We start from the raw sequence: 15,681 nt of genomic DNA, 5'->3' as shown, positions 1-15,681 counted from the left end.
TGCGGGTTACTTCATCATGTCTGCAACGTACGGCATCAGGCCCAAGTGGCGGGCACGCTTCACGGCCTGGCCCACTTTGCGCTGGTACTTCAGGCTGGTGCCGGTGATGCGGCGGGGCAGCAGTTTGCCCTGCTCGTTCACGAAACGGAGCAGGAAGTCGCTGTCCTTGTAATCGATGTACTTGATGCCGAGCTTCTTGAAGCGGCAGTACTTCGCCTTCTTGGTCTCGATGGCGATGGGGGTGAGATAACGGATCTCGCTGTTGTCGCTCATGGTGCTCAGGCGTTGGTCTCGGTTTCCTCTTTCTTCTTGCGGGGCGCACGGGCGGGCTTCTCAGCGGCCTCCCCTGCGGGCTGCTCGCTCTTGGCCTTGTTGCGTCGGCGCTCTGCGAAGGCCACGTGGTGCTGGTCCATCTTCACGGTCAGGAAGCGGATCACGCGCTCATCGCGGCGGTACTCGGTCTCCAGCTTGTCGATGAAGCTCGACTGGCCTTCGAACTCGAACAGGTGGTAGAAGCCCGTGGACTTCTTCTGGATGGGATACGCGAGCTTGCGCATCCCCCAGCTCTCCTCGTGGTGGACCTTACCACTGCCTTTTTTCACAAGGTCTTTGAACTTCTTGACCACCTCCTTTGTCTGGTCCTCAGACAAAACGGGAGTTAAAATGAAGATGGTCTCGTACCGGTTGGTCATAGTGACTGGTTGGTAGAATGGGGCGCGAATGTAGCTGGATCGGGGATATGAACAACCCGGTGTGCGGTGTTGCCTGACCTGTCCAGCCCCAAAAGGACGACCAAGGTCAACCCTTCGCCAGCGAATCGGCGATGTTGGCCACAACGTGGTCGATGGCCTCGTCGCTCAGGTCATGAAACAGTGGCAGGCAGAGCACACTTGCGCTCAGGCGTTCTGCCACAGGGCATTCGCCTGCACGGTCCACATACGGCAGGAGTGTCGTGGCGGGGCGGAAGTAGCGGCGCGGAAAGACGTTCGCAGTGTTCAAGTCGGTGCGCACGCGCATCAACTGTTCCTCATCACGGAACACGATCGGGAAGTAGCTGTGGTTGTACTCCACGTTGCTCCCGGGTATGGCGGCCAACATCACCGGGAGGGGTTCAAGCGCCGAATGGTACCGCCGCCATTGGTGCTTGCGGTTGGCCAGGATGGCGTCGTAGTAAGGCAGGTTGGCTATGCCCATGGCCGCGTGCATCTCACTGGTCTTGGCGTTGAGGCCGGGCGTCAGGAAATTCTCATCCACCTGCCCCATGGTCCGCATCAGGCGGATCCGCTCGTGCACGGCGAAATCGGCGGCGTGCATGCTGCCACCCTCCACCGTATGGAAGACCTTGGTCGCATGGTAGCTGGTGGTGCTCACGTCGCCGGCGTGCAGGATGCTGCGCCCGTTCACCGTGGTACCGAAGGCATGGGCACCGTCATAGATCACCTTCAGACCGTGGCGCTTGGCGATGGCGTCGATGGCGTCCACATCGCACGGAAGACCGTACACGTGGGTGGCCATGATGGCACTCGTCCGCGATGTGATGCGCTCTTCGATGCGCTTGGCGTCGATGTTGAATCCCCCTTCCTCCACATCAACGAACACCGGTTCGCAGTTCTCCCATTGGATGCTGCTGGTGGTGACAGGATGCGTGAACGCCGTGGTGATGATCTCGCCCTTCAGTTCCAACGCACGGATGGCCATGTTGAGCGCGATGGTGCCGTTGACCATATAGACGGAATGCTGCAGGCCAAACCGCTCCACGAGCGTCTTCTCGAACTCGCGCACCATGGGGCCGTGGTTGGTCACCCAGCCATTGTCCCAAACTTGCTTCATCAAGGCGTTGTATTCCTCCAGCGGAGGCAGGAAGGCCTTGGTGACGAAGATGGGCTCGGGCCACTTGGCGGCACGCTTCGGGGTGATGCCCGTTTCGGCCTGAAGAGCGTTGGTCATCGTGGTCGGGTTGGTCGTCAAACTTAGGACTATCGCGGGCAGCCTGGGTGCTGGTGCGTGCTACTGTTCGTCGAGATCGAGCGCATATCCGAGCAGTGTTCGTAGTTCCGTGGTGTGCGGACCATAGTGCTCGACAAGGCGCTGGCGCATGCTGTCGGAGAGCGGCGCTTCGTAGCTGCGGACGTTGGCCTTGGTGCGTTTGGGAGCTTGCGTGGCGGTGCGCGCCGGGAGCCCTGCGGCGCGCTCAATGGCGACATAAATGCTGGCTGCGTCGCGCTTGAACTGCGGGTAGCCGAACACGAGTACGCGTTCGCGACCGAAGACCTCGAAGTACCGGCGCACCTGCGCGGCGTAGTGGCCGCGATCCACATAGTGCGTGCTTGGCGCCGAAGCAGCCAGTTCCTCCTCCACTGCTTGCTCGAACGAGCGCGGGTCGTACAGGTGCGCGTACTTGGCGTGGCCCTTGAACTGGTGGAACATGTTCCAGTCGCTGTGGGCACGCTTCACCGGATCCCGCAGGACCATGGCGATCAGTACATCGCCCAGGTCGTTCCTGATGCGCTGGGCCGCCAACGGGTGCGGCAAATAGCCCGGGGTGGCATCGAGCGTAACGAATCCCTCGCCTTGCCAGGGCTTGGCGGGCAACAGGCGCTTGTACCATGCAATGCCCTTTGCATAGTGCTCGTCGTTCCCGAAGAAGTCCAACTCCTTGATCCGCGGCGGCACCACCTTGGGGTGCGATGCGAGCATGGTGAACAGTGCCGATGTGCCCGCTTTCTGTGCACCCACCACCACAATGCTCGGCAACAGCTTCGGCCGCCAAGGCTGCAACAACCGGCCGATGCCCGCGATCACGCCTCCAGCCGCCATTCCAATGCCGGGATCACAACGCCTTTGCGGCGACCGTGCCATGCGCCCTCGCGTTCGGTGTCGTGCACCGCGAAGGCCACCGTATCGTCCTTCCGGAAGAGCCGTTTGCCGTTGTGGTAGAACATCACCGTCACGCGGTAATCCCCCACGTTGAGGAATTCAGCGGGCACCGTGCAGCGCGCCACGTTACGGCCCAAACCGGTGCTCACCGCCGCACGTTCCATGAGCGATGAAGAGAACAGCAGCACGTCGTCGCCGTTGAACAGCAGGATGCCGACGTTGAGCGTGCCGTCAGCTATGTCCTTGTTGTCGAACCCGATGCGGATGGTGAACGGTGACCGCCATGTGAGCAGGCTCTCCGATCCGTGGTCTTCCACAGCCACATCACGCAAGCGTACATGCTCGTTGCCCGGGGCATCCGCTTCGCTCCATTCCACGGAGTCATTGTTGCTCGCATAGGTGCGCAAATACGCGGTCACCACTTCTTCGGCCGGGCCGTCCATGGCCACTTTGCCGTCCTGCAGCCAGATCACGCGCGTGCACAGGCTGCGTATCGATGTCATGTTGTGGCTCACGAACAGGATGGTCCGTCCGCTGCTGGCCACGTCCTTCATTTTCCCCAAGCACTTGCGTTGGAATTCCGCATCGCCCACGGCCAGCACTTCATCGATGATCAGGACCTCGGGTTCCAGGTGCGCGGCCACGGCGAAACCCAACCGCACGCGCATGCCGCTGCTGTAGCGTTTCACCGGGCTGTCGATGTGGTGCTTGATGCCGCTGAAGGCGATGATGTCCTCGAGCTTCGCTTCGATCTCGTGCTTGCGCAGACCGAGGATGGCACCATTGAGGAAGATGTTCTCGCGTCCGGTCAGTTCAGGATTGAACCCTGTCCCCACCTCGAGCAGGCTGCTCACACGACCACGGATGCGGATGGCACCGCGCGTGGGCGATGTGATGCGCGACATGAGTTTCAGCAACGTGCTCTTGCCAGCGCCGTTGCGCCCGATCACACCCACCACTTCGCCCTGCTTGATGTCGAACGAAAGACCGCGCAACGCGAGGAAGTACTCACCGGCGCGTTGTGCCATGTGCTCCTGACCGATGGGGATACGCGGGTCGGGTTTGCCCTGCACCTTGGCCCACCACGCTTTGATGTCCTCGGCCAGCGTGGTGCCACCGAACACGCCCAAGCGGTACTGCTTGTGCACATCGTGCACGCTGATGGCCACGCCCTGCTTCATACGATATCGGCGAAGGAGCGCTCGACCTTGTTGAACACGGCCGTACCGAGCAAAAGCAGAACGACGGCGAACAGCGATGTGTAACCCAGGCCTTCCCAGGGGATGGGTTGACCGAAGAACACCGCACGCGTGCTTTCGATCACGCTGGTCATCGGGTTCAGGTTGAAGAGCTTCAGCAGGACGGGGAACTGCTCCAGGCGCGAGAGCGGGAAAATGACCGGGCTCGCGTACATCAGCAACTGCACCCCGAAGCCGACGAGGAAGCTCAGATCGCGGTACTTGGTGGTGAGCGCGCTGATAAGCACACCTGCGCCCAGGCCGAGCAGGCCCATGAGCACCACGAGCAATGGCAGCAAGAGCAATGCGGGTGAAGGCGCCCATGAGAAACCATCGACGTGCAGGAAGTGGTACACCACCAGCAGCACCAGAAAGGCCAGGAACTGGATGCCGAAGCTCACCAGGTTACTGATGGCGACGCTGAGCGGCACGGCCAGTCTCGGGAAGTACACCTTGCCCATCAACGCAGCGTTGGCCGTGAACGTCTTGCTGGTTTTGTTCACCACGTTCGCGAAGAAGAACCAGGGCACGAGACCGCTCAGGTAGAACAGCATGCCGGGGATCTCCTTGGGCGCGAAACCAGCCGCTCTGCCGAAGATGAGCGCGAACATGAAGCTCGTCAGCAGCGGCTGGATCACATGCCAGAGCGGGCCGAGCACGGTCTGCTTGTAAACGGCTGTGATGTCCCGCCGCACGAGCAGCGCCACCAGATCGCGGTAGTGCCAGAGCGCGGCCAGGTCCAACTTCCACCAAGGACCGTCCGGACCGATCAGTGTTTCGCGCTCAGCGGCAGTGCTCGACATCGTTCACAAGGACCGCGCTCAGGCGCGCGTATCGGGCTTCTTGTTGTCCTTCTCGTCGCCCTCTTTCTTGCCTCGGCGCTTGCGGCCATAGCCGTATCCGTAACCGTAACCACTACCGTAACCATAGCCGTAGGCGTAGCGGTAGCCGTAGCCGTAGTTCGTGTTGTAGTAGTACTTGCTCTTCTTCATTCTCACCCCGTTCAGGATGAAGCCGAAGTTGTGCACCGGATTGGCCAGGTGCACTTCAAGGGCGCTCTTCAGGTGGTCCTTGTTCGCGAAACGCGTGTTCACGACGAAGAGCGTGGCATCGGCGAGTTTCATCATCACCAGCGCATCGCTGATGAGGCCGACGGGCGGTGTGTCGATCATCACGTAATCGTAGTGCTGCCTGCCGTACTCGAAGAGCTCGGCCATGTGCTTGCTCAAAACCAGTTCGCTGGCGTTGGGCGGCGTAGGACCGCTCAGGATCACGTGGAAGTTCTCGATGTGCGTGGGCATGATCACGTCCGGGATGGCCGCCTTTCCCACCATCAGGTTACTGATGCCGATGGGGCTGCTCATGCCCAGACCCGACGCTACCTTCGGTTTGTGCAGATCGAGCTCGAGGAGCAGCACCTTCTTGCCGGCCTTGGCCAGGATGGCGCTCAGGTTCACACTGCAAAAGGTTTTCCCCTCGTTGGGCCGGTAGCTTGTCACCATCACCACCTTGCCCGCAGGGGTTTGCGGCAGGTACTCCAAGTTGGTGCGCACCGTGCGGAAGCTCTCCGTGATGGCCGCCTTCGGATCGCTGTCCACCACCACGTAGTTCTCCTCGGCCTTTTCGCTGGCGATGATCTCGCCGAAGACCGGTACCGGGGTCATGGACCGGAGCTGGTCGGCGTTCTCGATGCGGTCGTAGAACATCACACGGATGAAGACCACGATGAGCGATAGGATCAGGCCGCCAACGATGAACGAATAAAGGATGCTGAGCTTGTCCGGCCGCACGATCCCGAGGCCACGGGCCTTCTCGATCACCTTGGTCTGCGGAATGATACCGGCACGGGCGATCACCGTGTTCGCGCGCTTCTCCAACAGGAAGAGGTAGAGCTTCTCGTTCACCTGCACCTTGCGGTCGATGTTGAGCATATCGCGCTGCCGCTGCGGCACCTGGCGGATCATGCCCTCGTAGTCGGAGATCTGGATGGTCACATCGCCGATCTTCTGCTTGATCGCGATCCTGGAATTGGTGATGTAGGTGAGCAGGTTCTGCCGGTGCAGCCCGATCGTTTCATCGAGCTTCTTGATGGCCTGGTTCTCATCTGTTGCATCCTGCAGCATACGGTTGCGGCTCATCTGCATGGAATAGAGCTCGCTCACCGCCACGTTGAGGAACTCGTCACCTTGGAGAAGGTAGAAATTGGGCGGCAGGAGTTCCTCGTCGCCTATGTTGAGCACGTAGTCTTCCAGGTTGTCCAGGCTCTCGATCATCAATTCGTACTGTCGGCGGGAATTGTCGAAGTTGACGAGCTGATCGAAGTAGCGTTCCTGCTCCCGGCCCAGGTCCAGGATGTTCTTGTTTTCCTTGTACGCCTGGAGGTCGTCCTCGAACTTGTTCAGGATCACGGTCACCTCATCGAGCTGCTTGTCGATGTAGCCCATGGTGTTCCCGTTGATCTCGAACTCGCTCTGGAGCGTGTAATCGATATAGACCTTGCTCAGGCTGTCCAGGAACAACTTCGCGCGCTCTGCCACCTCATCTTCCACCCTGATCTCCAGGATGCTGGTGTACTCGAGGTTCTCGATGGCCATGTTGTTCTTGTACTTGTTCACCAGCCAAGGCCGGCTGTGCAGCACGAACTGGTAGTCGCCATCGGCAAGCGATGCAATGTCGCCGCGGGTGATCTGTTTCACCCGGCGCACATTGATGAGCATGTCGTTGCCAGCGGCCACCTCCTTGTCGAACGGCAGGGTATGGCTCACGGCGCCTTCCTTCCCGACATCGTAGGTGATGGTGTACGTGTCCGCATCCACCACCTTCAGGTCGATGGGCTTTTCGAACAGTGCCTTGTTCTGCACCCTGGCTTTCACCTCGAAGGGCAGGTCGTGATAGGCCTCGGTGGCTTTGAGACGGCCCAGGATGTAATAGCTCACATCGAAATCGAGCTTGTCCAGCGTCTCATTGATCATGTCGTAGCTGGTGAGCACGCGCTTCTGGTTCACGATGTCGCCGTAGGCGGCGTAGTAACCGATGTTCTGGTAGATCTGGCTCTGGTAGTTGAACACGTCCCGGTCCTTGAGCAGGATCTGGGTGCTGGCCCCGTGCACTTCCGGAAGCTTGTACGCGTAGAGGTAGCTCAGCGCGGCCGAGAGGCCCACGGCCAGCACCACCAGGTACCAGTTCTTCGAGACGATACGGGCGAAAAAGCGCAGATCGTTGACATCGATCACGCCTCCCTTGCCGGGAGCCTTCGCTGTGGCCATTCAGAGTGCAGGTACTGGTCCGTGAGATCAGGACCGTTTCTGGAAAAGAGGCGGCGAATATAGCCGGGCACCCCGCCTTGGTGAGGTCCGGCATCCCCACTTCGCCGGTTCCCAGCACTGCATTGTCGAAACGTGGTGATAACCTCTTGGTGAACGATAGGACGCACCATGTCAATTCTTCTACATTTGGCGCCTCGGAACCTGACCCTGCTGGCCCCCGTAATGCGACCCTACGCACGCACCGTACTCCTCCTCCTCCTCGCCGTTGTGCCTGTATTGGGTGGTTTGTTGGCCCAAGGCGGGCCGCCTGTGGGTGGTCCGCCGCCCTGTTGGCCTCCACCTTGCATCCCTATCGACGGTGGTGTTTCGTTGCTGGCCGCGGCCGGTGCGCTGTTGGGTGGCCGCATGGCGCTGAAAGCCCGTCGCGCCCGTAAGGTCACGGCCTGATGGCCCGTCTTCCGTTCAAGGAAGACCCTCTGCTCCGGTTCCTGGTCACCGGGGTCCTGCTCTTCGCAGGTTGGTTGATGGTCTATCACTGGGTGTTGCATCCGCGCACGTCCCTGGACCGCACGGTCATCGATGGCATCATGTGGCTGGCCGGGGGCACCCTCGAAGCGCTGGGGGAGCAATTGCTTCCGGAGCCCGACCCGAACTATCGCACCATCGGCGTGCAGGGGGGGCACAACCTGTGGATCGGTGACCCCTGCAACGGTGTTACCGTGATGGCCGTGTTCAGCATCTTCATCATCGCGTACCCGGGCCGTTGGTCGCAACGTGCATGGTTCCTGCCGGTCGGCATCCTGAGCATCCATCTGATCAACACGCTTCGCGTGGTGGTGCTCGCTCTCGTGGTGAAACACGACTACGGATGGCTTGAGTTCAATCACGACTATGTCTTCTACATCGTGGTCTACGGGTGGGTGTTGCTGCTCTGGTGGTGGTGGGTGCGCCGCGCCGGGGGGCCAGCTCTGAACGCTGCAGCATGAAGCGGAGGCTGCTCATCGGTGCGGTGCTGCTTGTTGCCGTCCTGCTCGCCGAGCGCCGCGAGTTCCTCTTCATCAACCTCAACTACCAGATCGATCATCTATCGCGCGGCACCCCGTTCTCGTATGCGCATTCGGCGTTCCGATCGTTCGTGGCCGGTTGGTCCCTGCAGGCGCTCACCGCGCTCAAGTGGTGCATGTCATTGGTCTACATCGCGGTGAACGCGCTTTTGGCGTTGGCCCTGGCCCGGTTGCTCCACGGAGACCACCGCTACGCAAAGCCCATTTTGCTCATCATCGGCGCCGTGGCGCTTGCGGCCTTGCTGTTCCATGCCTTGGGTTACCTCTTCACTGGTGGCATGGGCATCGCGGTGATGCTCCTTCACATGGTGCAATATCCCGTGGTCCTGCTGGTCCTCCTCGTCAGCAGCAGCCTCAGCAGGCCAAGGACCGGCTGATCCACCGTTCCGCTCCTACTTTCGGCCCATCTCCGCACTTGCCGGAAGCCACCCATGGAAGGAACCACCACCGCAGCCCCGGTGCAGCATGCCGATGCCGCCATCTTCGATCTGATCGAACGCGAACGCATCCGCCAAACCAACGGATTGGAGCTGATCGCCAGCGAGAATTTCGTGAGCCCGCAGGTGATGGCGGCCATGGGCAGCGTGCTCACCAACAAATACGCTGAGGGCTTGCCCGGCAAACGCTACTACGGCGGTTGTGAAGTGGTGGACGAAGTGGAGAACCTGGCCATCAACCGGGTGAAGAAGCTCTTCGGGGCTGCTTGGGCCAATGTGCAACCGCACAGCGGCGCGCAAGCCAACGCCAGCGTGATGCTCGCGTGCCTGAAGCCGGGTGATACGATCCTCGGGTTCGACCTCAGCCATGGCGGCCACCTCACGCACGGCAGCCCGGTGAACTTCAGCGGCAAGCTCTACCACGCCACGTTCTACGGGGTGAGCAAGGAGACCGGCCGTGTGGACATGGACCTGGTGGCCGAGACGGCACGGAAGGAGAAACCGAAACTGATCATCTGCGGCGCCAGTGCGTACAGCCGCGATTGGGACTACGCCCGCTTCAGGGCCATCGCCGATGAAGTGGGCGCACTGCTCCTGGCCGATGTGAGCCATCCCGCCGGGCTCATCGCCGCCAAGCTGCTCAACGATCCGCTGCCGCACTGCCACATCGTTACCACCACCACCCACAAAACGTTGCGCGGTCCGCGCGGTGGCCTCATCATGATGGGCCGCGACTTCGACAATCCATGGGGACTGAAAACCCCGAAGGGTGAAGTGCGGAAGATGAGCGCGTTGCTGGACAGCGGCGTGTTCCCCGGAACGCAGGGCGGCCCGCTGGAGCATGTGATCGGTGCCAAGGCCGTGGCGTTCGCCGAGGCACTGCAACCGGGGTTCGTCACCTACGGCAAACAAGTGATCGCCAATGCGAAAGCCATCGCCGAAGCGTTGGTGGCCAAAGGCTACAACATCGTGAGCGGAGGTACCGACAACCACTGCATGCTCATCGACCTGCGCAACAAGGACATCACCGGCAAGGACGCCGAGGCCGCGCTCGGCATGGCAGGCATCACCGTGAACAAGAACATGGTGCCCTTCGATACGCAAAGCCCTTTCGTCACCAGTGGTATCCGCATCGGCACACCGGCCGTTACCACGCGCGGTCTGAAAGAAACGGAATGCGCGCAGGTGGCCCAGATGATCGACACCGCGTTGACGCACGCGAGCGACAAAGCCGAACTGGACCGCGTCCGGTTCCAAGTGGGCGGCATGATGCGCCTGCGGCCGTTGAACGCATGGTGAGCTCAGCCCGCGTTCTGATGATCGCGGTGGTCGTGCTCCTGGGCACGCGAACTACCGCGCAGCACCCGAAGGACGCCGCAGGCAACAAGGGCCGTTGGTTCGTTTACTGGGGCTACAACCGGGCGTGGTACACCAAGAGCGACATCCGCTTCGAGGGCGACGACCATGACTTCACGTTGCGTGATGTGGTGGCGCACGACCGGGCGACCAACTTCGATGCGGGCACCTACTTCTCGCCCAACACCATCTGGATACCGCAATACAACTACCGGCTCGGCTGGTTCTGGCGCGAGCGGTGGAGCTTCTCGCTCGGCATGGACCATATGAAGTACGTGGTGGACCACGATCAAGTGGTACGCAGCGACGGCTATGCGAGGCCCACGGGCACCGGTGAAACGGGCGGTTTCAACGGGAGCCAGGAATTGAGGCTCACGGAGGATGTGCTCCGCTTCGAGCACACCGACGGCCTGAACCTCATCTCGTTCGATGCGGACCACTACGACCTGTTGTGGAGATCCGCCAACGCCAAGCACCATGTGCAAGCGTTCGGTGGCCTGCACGCCGGTGGTGTCGTGCTCCGAACGGATGTGCGCTTGTTCGGCGAGGGCCGCAACAACAAGTTCAACCTCGGTGGCTGGGGAGCGGGTGCACAAGCCGGGGTGCACGCTACGTTCTTCCAACATGTTTTCCTGCGCACCACCGTCCGCGGTGGCTACATCGACCTGCTCGATGTGCTCACCACCGGTGATGACGCCGATCGGGCCGCCCAGCACTTCTGGTTCGCACAGTGGAACGTGGTGCTGGGTGCGCAGTTCAGGTTCAAGTGACCGGGATGAACATCCGATAGCTTCGCCTTGCATGCGGACCCCGCTCTTCGTTCTGGTTCTTGCGCATTGCCTCGTGGTTCCGGCTCAACGCGTCATCGATCTGAGCGCCGCGGAGCCGGATCTCCGCGGCATACGCATCGCCGTGGACACCGTTGTATTGGGGTTCGGCGCCGACGCACCACTGGGCACCTTGCACGCTTCGATCTCGGGCAACGACAAACGCCTCTCCTCGAAAGAACCGATCGATGAAGCCCTCAGCACGCTGCTGCGGCGGAGCTTGGCCAGCGATAGTGCAGCATGGCACGTGGCGCTGAAAGTGAACGTACTGCAACTGGAGGACAACATGATCGGCAAGCAGGAGATCGCTTTCTGCTCGTTGCACATCGAGTTCTTTGAACGATCGGGCTCTTCTTGGGTGCGTTGTTATGATCACGGCACGAGCCTGAGCAGCGATCGGGCCGGTGTGGACCGCTGGCATCACACCACGTTGCTGGCCCGGTGCATCGAAGAAGTGTTCCATGGCGCTTGGACCGCGCACCGCAATGGCTTGCTCAACAGGACACCTGCGCCGCTCAACAATGCACGCACACCCGCGGTCGCGCTCGATCTGCCCATTGCTCGTGCTCAGGCGCTCCGGCCGGGCATTTACACGACCTTCCAGGATTTCCGATCGGACAAGATCGACACCTTGGCGAGCATGTCGGGTTTCGATATCACCACCGTCGACGGCGCGCCGATCAAAGGAAGCTTCGGCAAGTCGGCCGACCTGCACCAGCGCGAAGCATGGGGCTGCAGCGATGGGGAACGTTTGTACATGAACCTAGGGCCGTTCTACGTGCCATTGAAATGGGATGGCCAGGACTTCACCGCCCGTGTTCCCTTGGGCGATGTTGCCACCGGTATCAGCCCGGCCATGGGCATGTTCGGTCTCGTTGGCGCCTCCGCCGTACTGCTCAGCCGCACCACGGTCGTCACGGAAACGACCGTACGGGTGGACCTGCTTTCCGGCCGGATCGAACCCCTGCTCGACAGGACGATCAATGGCGCTCCTTCCCGGGCACGTTGCTATTTCATCCACTCGAAGCATAGTGCATCGGACACCACCGCGTGCCTGTTCATTTTCGGTGGCCGCGAAACGTGCCTGCGCCCGGGGCAGCACTACGAATACGAACCGTTGCGCCGTGCCGATGCCTTGCCGGTGGAAGTGCGCTGCGGGACAAGTGCGCCACGGACGGTGTACTTGGACACCAAGGTCCTTCACGACCAAGTGATCCTGATCAAGTCCAAACGCGATGGGTCCCTGATCGTTGATGAACTGAGCACTGTAATGGCTGAAGGGCTCATCGGCGAACTGGAGCCCGGTAACGCCGTAGGCCCCACACCCTGACCCCGCCGGTGATCACGGTGTGACGACCGGCGCCTCCCAATCCACGTTCTTGCCCAACGTGCCGCGGAAGCGCTTCCAGAATTTCTCGCGATCAAGGATGGACACGAACGCGCCCATCATCCGCGCCGACGACGGGTCGATGACGGGATCGGACAAGTTGAGCGGGCCCTTGCGCGTGTCCCAGACCACCGGGATGATGTCGATGACCGCACCCAGGCGCCGTTCCATCTTCTTGCCGAACGCCTTGGTCATCTTGCTCTGGAAGATGTCGGTGGCCACGGCCATGCGCGTGAAACCCAGTGCGCGTCCTTTGCGCCAGCCGTAGAACAGGTTCTCGGTGCTGTGCTCCGCGATCGGGTCCAAGTGGCAATGCTCGGGCGGCACACCGAGCTGTTGCGCGTAGAGGCTCATGATGTTGGCCTCCAAGTAAGGCGTGTAAACGGCACCACCACTGAAGATGAGATTGCGTGCAATGCCCTGCTCGTACAGGTGCACGGCCCAGTGCACACGCAGCTTCATGGTGCTGTCCCAAGCAACGCCGTTGAACGGCACGCCCGGCACGATCACGGCATCGTACGGCTTCTTCGCTTCCGCCGCGGCGTAGTACTTGGCCGGGTTGGTGATCACGCAGCCGTTGAACAACAGCGCAAGCAGCAACGCCCACGGTACCGCGGTCCAGCTCATCGGCCTCTGCATGGAACAAGGATAGTCACGCGGCCATTGGGGAGCGGCGCACACGTTGACGCAACCAAGAAATGATCCGCTCGGCCTCGTCGTCCTGCATCCAGAGCGCGTAGCACGCAATGAACGCCAGTCCCATCTGCGGGATACCCATGAATACGGCCGTTCCGATGTGGAACAGCACCCCGATCAGCAACCACGGGCGCCTTGTGCCCCGCCACCATAGCGCGAACGGGAAGGTGGTCATCCACGCCAGGGCCGCGTACGTGAGCACCGTGCAAAGCCAAGGCATGCGCAGCAACCAACCCAAGTGGAACTGCGCATCGGTTGCGACGAGCACGACCGCTGTGCCATCGAGCCACGCCGAGCCGGTGAACTTGTGCGCCGCCGCGGCCGCGTAAGCCAGCAGCAATTGGAAGCGGGCCAACCGGAATGCCGTGGTGCTGATCGCGCCACCAGGGCGAACGTGCATGAGCGGGAGCCACAAAAGCATGTTCTCCATGAGCTGAACACCACCGTTGCTGGCCAGCCACATGCGGTGCGATACCACGCGGAACAACAGCCAGACAACGAGGCCCAGGTGCCAGCGCGGTTTCCACGCCAAGCACGCTACCAACAACAGCATGCAAACGACAAGGCCCGTGCACACCGGCACCGGCAGCGCGAACACCAGCTCGCCGATCGCTTGCAGGACACCACCGCGTGGCGATAACTGCACTGGCGCGCTGATCCACGCACCATCGCCGAGCAACAGGATGCTGAACGCATAGGCCGCAAGCCATGCCATCGCCGACCAGCGGAACAGCGCAATGGTGTTGCTCATCGGTGCGCAACGAGTTCGATGGTCACCAGAGCTTCTTCGCACCGCATCATGCGCACCAACAAGGGTCCCTTGCGCGGCACCTGTTCGGCCATGGTCTCCAAGGTCCGGGTGAGCGGCAATGGCGCATTCACCGTGGAAGCACCTGGCGCAAGGCCCGCCTCGGCATAGCGGCAGGCATTCGCGCACATGCGCTGCCAGATGAAATGGCGGCTTTGGTCACTGAGGTCCGTCCATGCCCCGTCGTCCGTCCCCTTCACCTGCAACGTGCAACCGCACGCCGGCGGATCGGGCGCGAAAAGCCGCCAGTCCTGGTGGAAGAGCACACGAGCGTATGCTTGCGACCAGAAGCGCAGACGCACGGGCACCTGCTCCGCCGGGAAGGTGTAGGCCACAAGCAATACTGCATGGACCGCCACGAACCCGAACGCGATGATCCGCGCAACCGCACGTCGATCGGTCCTACCGGGGTTGGCGTGGAAGAATGACCTTTGGCCCATGTCATCGCCGAAAATATCCCCCAACGACCCATCGCTCCGCAGTTGGGTCGATGTTCCCGCCGACAGCGACTTCCCCATCCAGAACCTGCCCTTCGGAAGTGGCCGCCATGGCCAGAAGCCGAGCTCGGCCTGGAGCCGCATCGGGAACATGGCCATCGATCTTTTCGGGCTTTCGGAGCGCGGCTTGCTTCCTTGCACGGAAGGGCGCGCTCACGAGATCATGACCGAACAGCTGAACAGCTTGTTCTCCGATCGTTCGTTCGCTCGCGAATTGCGCCAAGACCTGTCGTGGCTCCTGCGCGATGATCCGGGGAACGAAGCGGCACGCGCAACCGTGCGCAAGGCACTCGTACCCGTGCAAGAATTGACCATGGAGTTGCCCGTTCTCATCGGCGACTACACCGACTTCTACAGCAGCCGCCAACACGCCTACAACGTGGGTTGCATGTTCCGCGACCCCAGCAACGCACTGCTTCCGAACTGGTTGCACTTGCCCGTCGGCTACCACGGTCGGGCCAGCAGCATCATCCCGAGCGGGAGGGACTTCCACCGCCCGAAAGGGCAATACAAACCCAGCCCGGACGAGGCGCCCATCTACGGCCCCACACGCCAGTTGGACTTCGAACTGGAGGTCGGTTTCTTCACGTGCCACGGCACAGGTCTTGGGCATTCCATCGGCACAGCCGACGCGGAAGAGCACATCTTCGGTCTGGTGCTGGTGAACGATTGGAGCGCGCGCGACATCCAGGCATGGGAATACGTCCCGCTAGGCCCCTTCCTCGGGAAGAATTTCGCCACGTCCATTTCACCGTGGGTGGTGACGCTCGATGCACTGGAACCCTTCCGCGTTCCCGGCCCCACACAAGATCCAGCAGTGCTCCCCTACTTGCAATACGCTGGCAACAAGCACTTCGACATTCCGTTGGAAGTGGCCATCCAACCGGCGGGGAGCACCGAGGAGACGGTGATCTGCCGGAGCAACTTCAAGCACCAGTACTGGAACATGGCGCAGCAGTTGGCGCACCACACGGTGAACGGCTGCAACATCAACGCCGGCGACCTGATGGCCAGCGGCACCATCAGTGGCGACACGCCGGACAGCTATGGCAGCATGCTGGAGCTCGCCTGGAAAGGCACCAAACCACTGCAACTGAACGACGGCAGCGAGCGTAAGTTCATCGAGGACGGCGACACGGTGGTGATGCGCGGGCATGCCGAACGCAACGGGGTACGCATCGGTTTCGGCGAAGTGCGCGCCCGTGTGCTGCCCGCGTTGTAAGGGCCA

16 protein-coding genes are annotated in these 15,681 nt (G+C 61.5%); 6 read left to right on the top strand and 10 right to left on the bottom strand.

Features of this window, described 5'->3' with window-relative positions; all coding sequences use genetic code 11:
- Positions 1-6: 6 nt before the first annotated feature.
- From IPJ76_12750 to IPJ76_12720, 7 genes are all read right to left on the bottom strand, one after another.
- A complete protein-coding gene (locus IPJ76_12750) occupies positions 7-273 on the bottom strand; it encodes a 30S ribosomal protein S18 (GenBank protein QQR85474.1) in 267 nt (88 codons plus the stop codon).
- A gap of 5 nt (positions 274-278) precedes the next feature.
- The gene (locus tag IPJ76_12745) at positions 279-692 is read right to left on the bottom strand and encodes a 30S ribosomal protein S6 (protein QQR85473.1); all 414 of its coding nucleotides are present in this window, start codon (positions 690-692) and stop codon (positions 279-281) included.
- 106 nt (positions 693-798) lie between these two features.
- Entirely contained in the window at positions 799-1,947 is a 1,149-nt protein-coding gene (locus IPJ76_12740) for a DegT/DnrJ/EryC1/StrS family aminotransferase (GenBank protein QQR85472.1), read from the bottom strand.
- A gap of 60 nt (positions 1,948-2,007) precedes the next feature.
- A complete protein-coding gene (locus IPJ76_12735; protein ID QQR85471.1) occupies positions 2,008-2,817 on the bottom strand; it encodes a sulfotransferase domain-containing protein in 810 nt (269 codons plus the stop codon).
- Positions 2,799-4,058 (bottom strand): ABC transporter ATP-binding protein, encoded by a 1,260-nt coding sequence (locus IPJ76_12730; protein QQR85470.1) that lies wholly within the window; start codon positions 4,056-4,058, stop codon positions 2,799-2,801. Before IPJ76_12730 ends, IPJ76_12735 begins: the two co-directional genes overlap by 19 nt.
- Positions 4,055-4,918 carry an ABC transporter permease gene (locus tag IPJ76_12725; GenBank protein ID QQR85469.1) on the bottom strand — a complete coding sequence of 288 codons (864 nt, stop codon included), beginning with the start codon at positions 4,916-4,918 and terminating at the stop codon, positions 4,055-4,057. The genes IPJ76_12730 and IPJ76_12725 overlap by 4 nt, the downstream gene beginning before the upstream one ends.
- A gap of 18 nt (positions 4,919-4,936) precedes the next feature.
- Positions 4,937-7,381, bottom strand: a complete 2,445-nt coding sequence (locus tag IPJ76_12720; GenBank protein QQR85468.1) for a polysaccharide biosynthesis tyrosine autokinase — start codon at positions 7,379-7,381, stop codon at positions 4,937-4,939.
- A gap of 446 nt (positions 7,382-7,827) precedes the next feature.
- Here IPJ76_12720 and IPJ76_12715 point away from each other — a divergent pair, with 446 nt between their 5' ends.
- From IPJ76_12715 to IPJ76_12695, 5 genes are read left to right on the top strand one after another with little or no spacing between them, the layout of a single operon-like run.
- On the top strand, positions 7,828-8,367 hold the full coding sequence (locus IPJ76_12715) for an archaeosortase/exosortase family protein (protein QQR85467.1): 540 nt from the start codon (positions 7,828-7,830) through the stop codon (positions 8,365-8,367).
- Positions 8,364-8,822, top strand: coding sequence for a hypothetical protein (locus IPJ76_12710; GenBank protein QQR85466.1), 459 nt, complete (start codon positions 8,364-8,366; stop codon positions 8,820-8,822). Before IPJ76_12715 ends, IPJ76_12710 begins: the two co-directional genes overlap by 4 nt.
- 54 nt (positions 8,823-8,876) lie before the next feature.
- A complete protein-coding gene (locus tag IPJ76_12705) occupies positions 8,877-10,181 on the top strand; it encodes a serine hydroxymethyltransferase (GenBank protein ID QQR85465.1) in 1,305 nt (434 codons plus the stop codon).
- Positions 10,175-11,008, top strand: coding sequence for a hypothetical protein (locus IPJ76_12700; GenBank protein ID QQR85464.1), 834 nt, complete (start codon positions 10,175-10,177; stop codon positions 11,006-11,008). The genes IPJ76_12705 and IPJ76_12700 overlap by 7 nt, the downstream gene beginning before the upstream one ends.
- A 31-nt stretch (positions 11,009-11,039) precedes the next feature.
- The gene (locus tag IPJ76_12695) at positions 11,040-12,395 is read left to right on the top strand and encodes a hypothetical protein (GenBank protein QQR85463.1); all 1,356 of its coding nucleotides are present in this window, start codon (positions 11,040-11,042) and stop codon (positions 12,393-12,395) included.
- A 12-nt stretch (positions 12,396-12,407) separates the two neighbouring features.
- Here IPJ76_12695 and IPJ76_12690 read toward each other — a convergent pair whose 3' ends face one another.
- The 3 genes from IPJ76_12690 to IPJ76_12680 are packed head-to-tail and all read right to left on the bottom strand — an operon-like array spanning position 12,408 to position 14,396.
- Positions 12,408-13,079 (bottom strand): YdcF family protein, encoded by a 672-nt coding sequence (locus tag IPJ76_12690; GenBank protein ID QQR85462.1) that lies wholly within the window; start codon positions 13,077-13,079, stop codon positions 12,408-12,410.
- 25 nt (positions 13,080-13,104) lie between these two features.
- Positions 13,105-13,899, bottom strand: a complete 795-nt coding sequence (locus IPJ76_12685; protein ID QQR85461.1) for an HTTM domain-containing protein — start codon at positions 13,897-13,899, stop codon at positions 13,105-13,107.
- Positions 13,896-14,396 (bottom strand): hypothetical protein, encoded by a 501-nt coding sequence (locus IPJ76_12680; protein QQR85460.1) that lies wholly within the window; start codon positions 14,394-14,396, stop codon positions 13,896-13,898. Before IPJ76_12680 ends, IPJ76_12685 begins: the two co-directional genes overlap by 4 nt.
- On the opposite strand from IPJ76_12680, the gene fahA reads away from it, so the two are divergent.
- Positions 14,395-15,675: a fumarylacetoacetase gene (gene fahA / locus IPJ76_12675; protein QQR85459.1), complete on the top strand. Its 1,281-nt coding sequence runs from the start codon at positions 14,395-14,397 to the stop codon at positions 15,673-15,675. The genes IPJ76_12680 and fahA overlap by 2 nt on opposite strands.
- Positions 15,676-15,681 lie beyond the last annotated feature (6 nt).

The sequence above is a fragment of the Flavobacteriales bacterium genome (assembly GCA_016699575.1).
Taxonomy (GTDB): domain Bacteria; phylum Bacteroidota; class Bacteroidia; order Flavobacteriales_F; family PHOS-HE28; genus PHOS-HE28.
The sequence above is the reverse complement of the archived record's forward strand: the minus strand, read 5'-3'. Positions and strand labels throughout refer to the sequence as shown.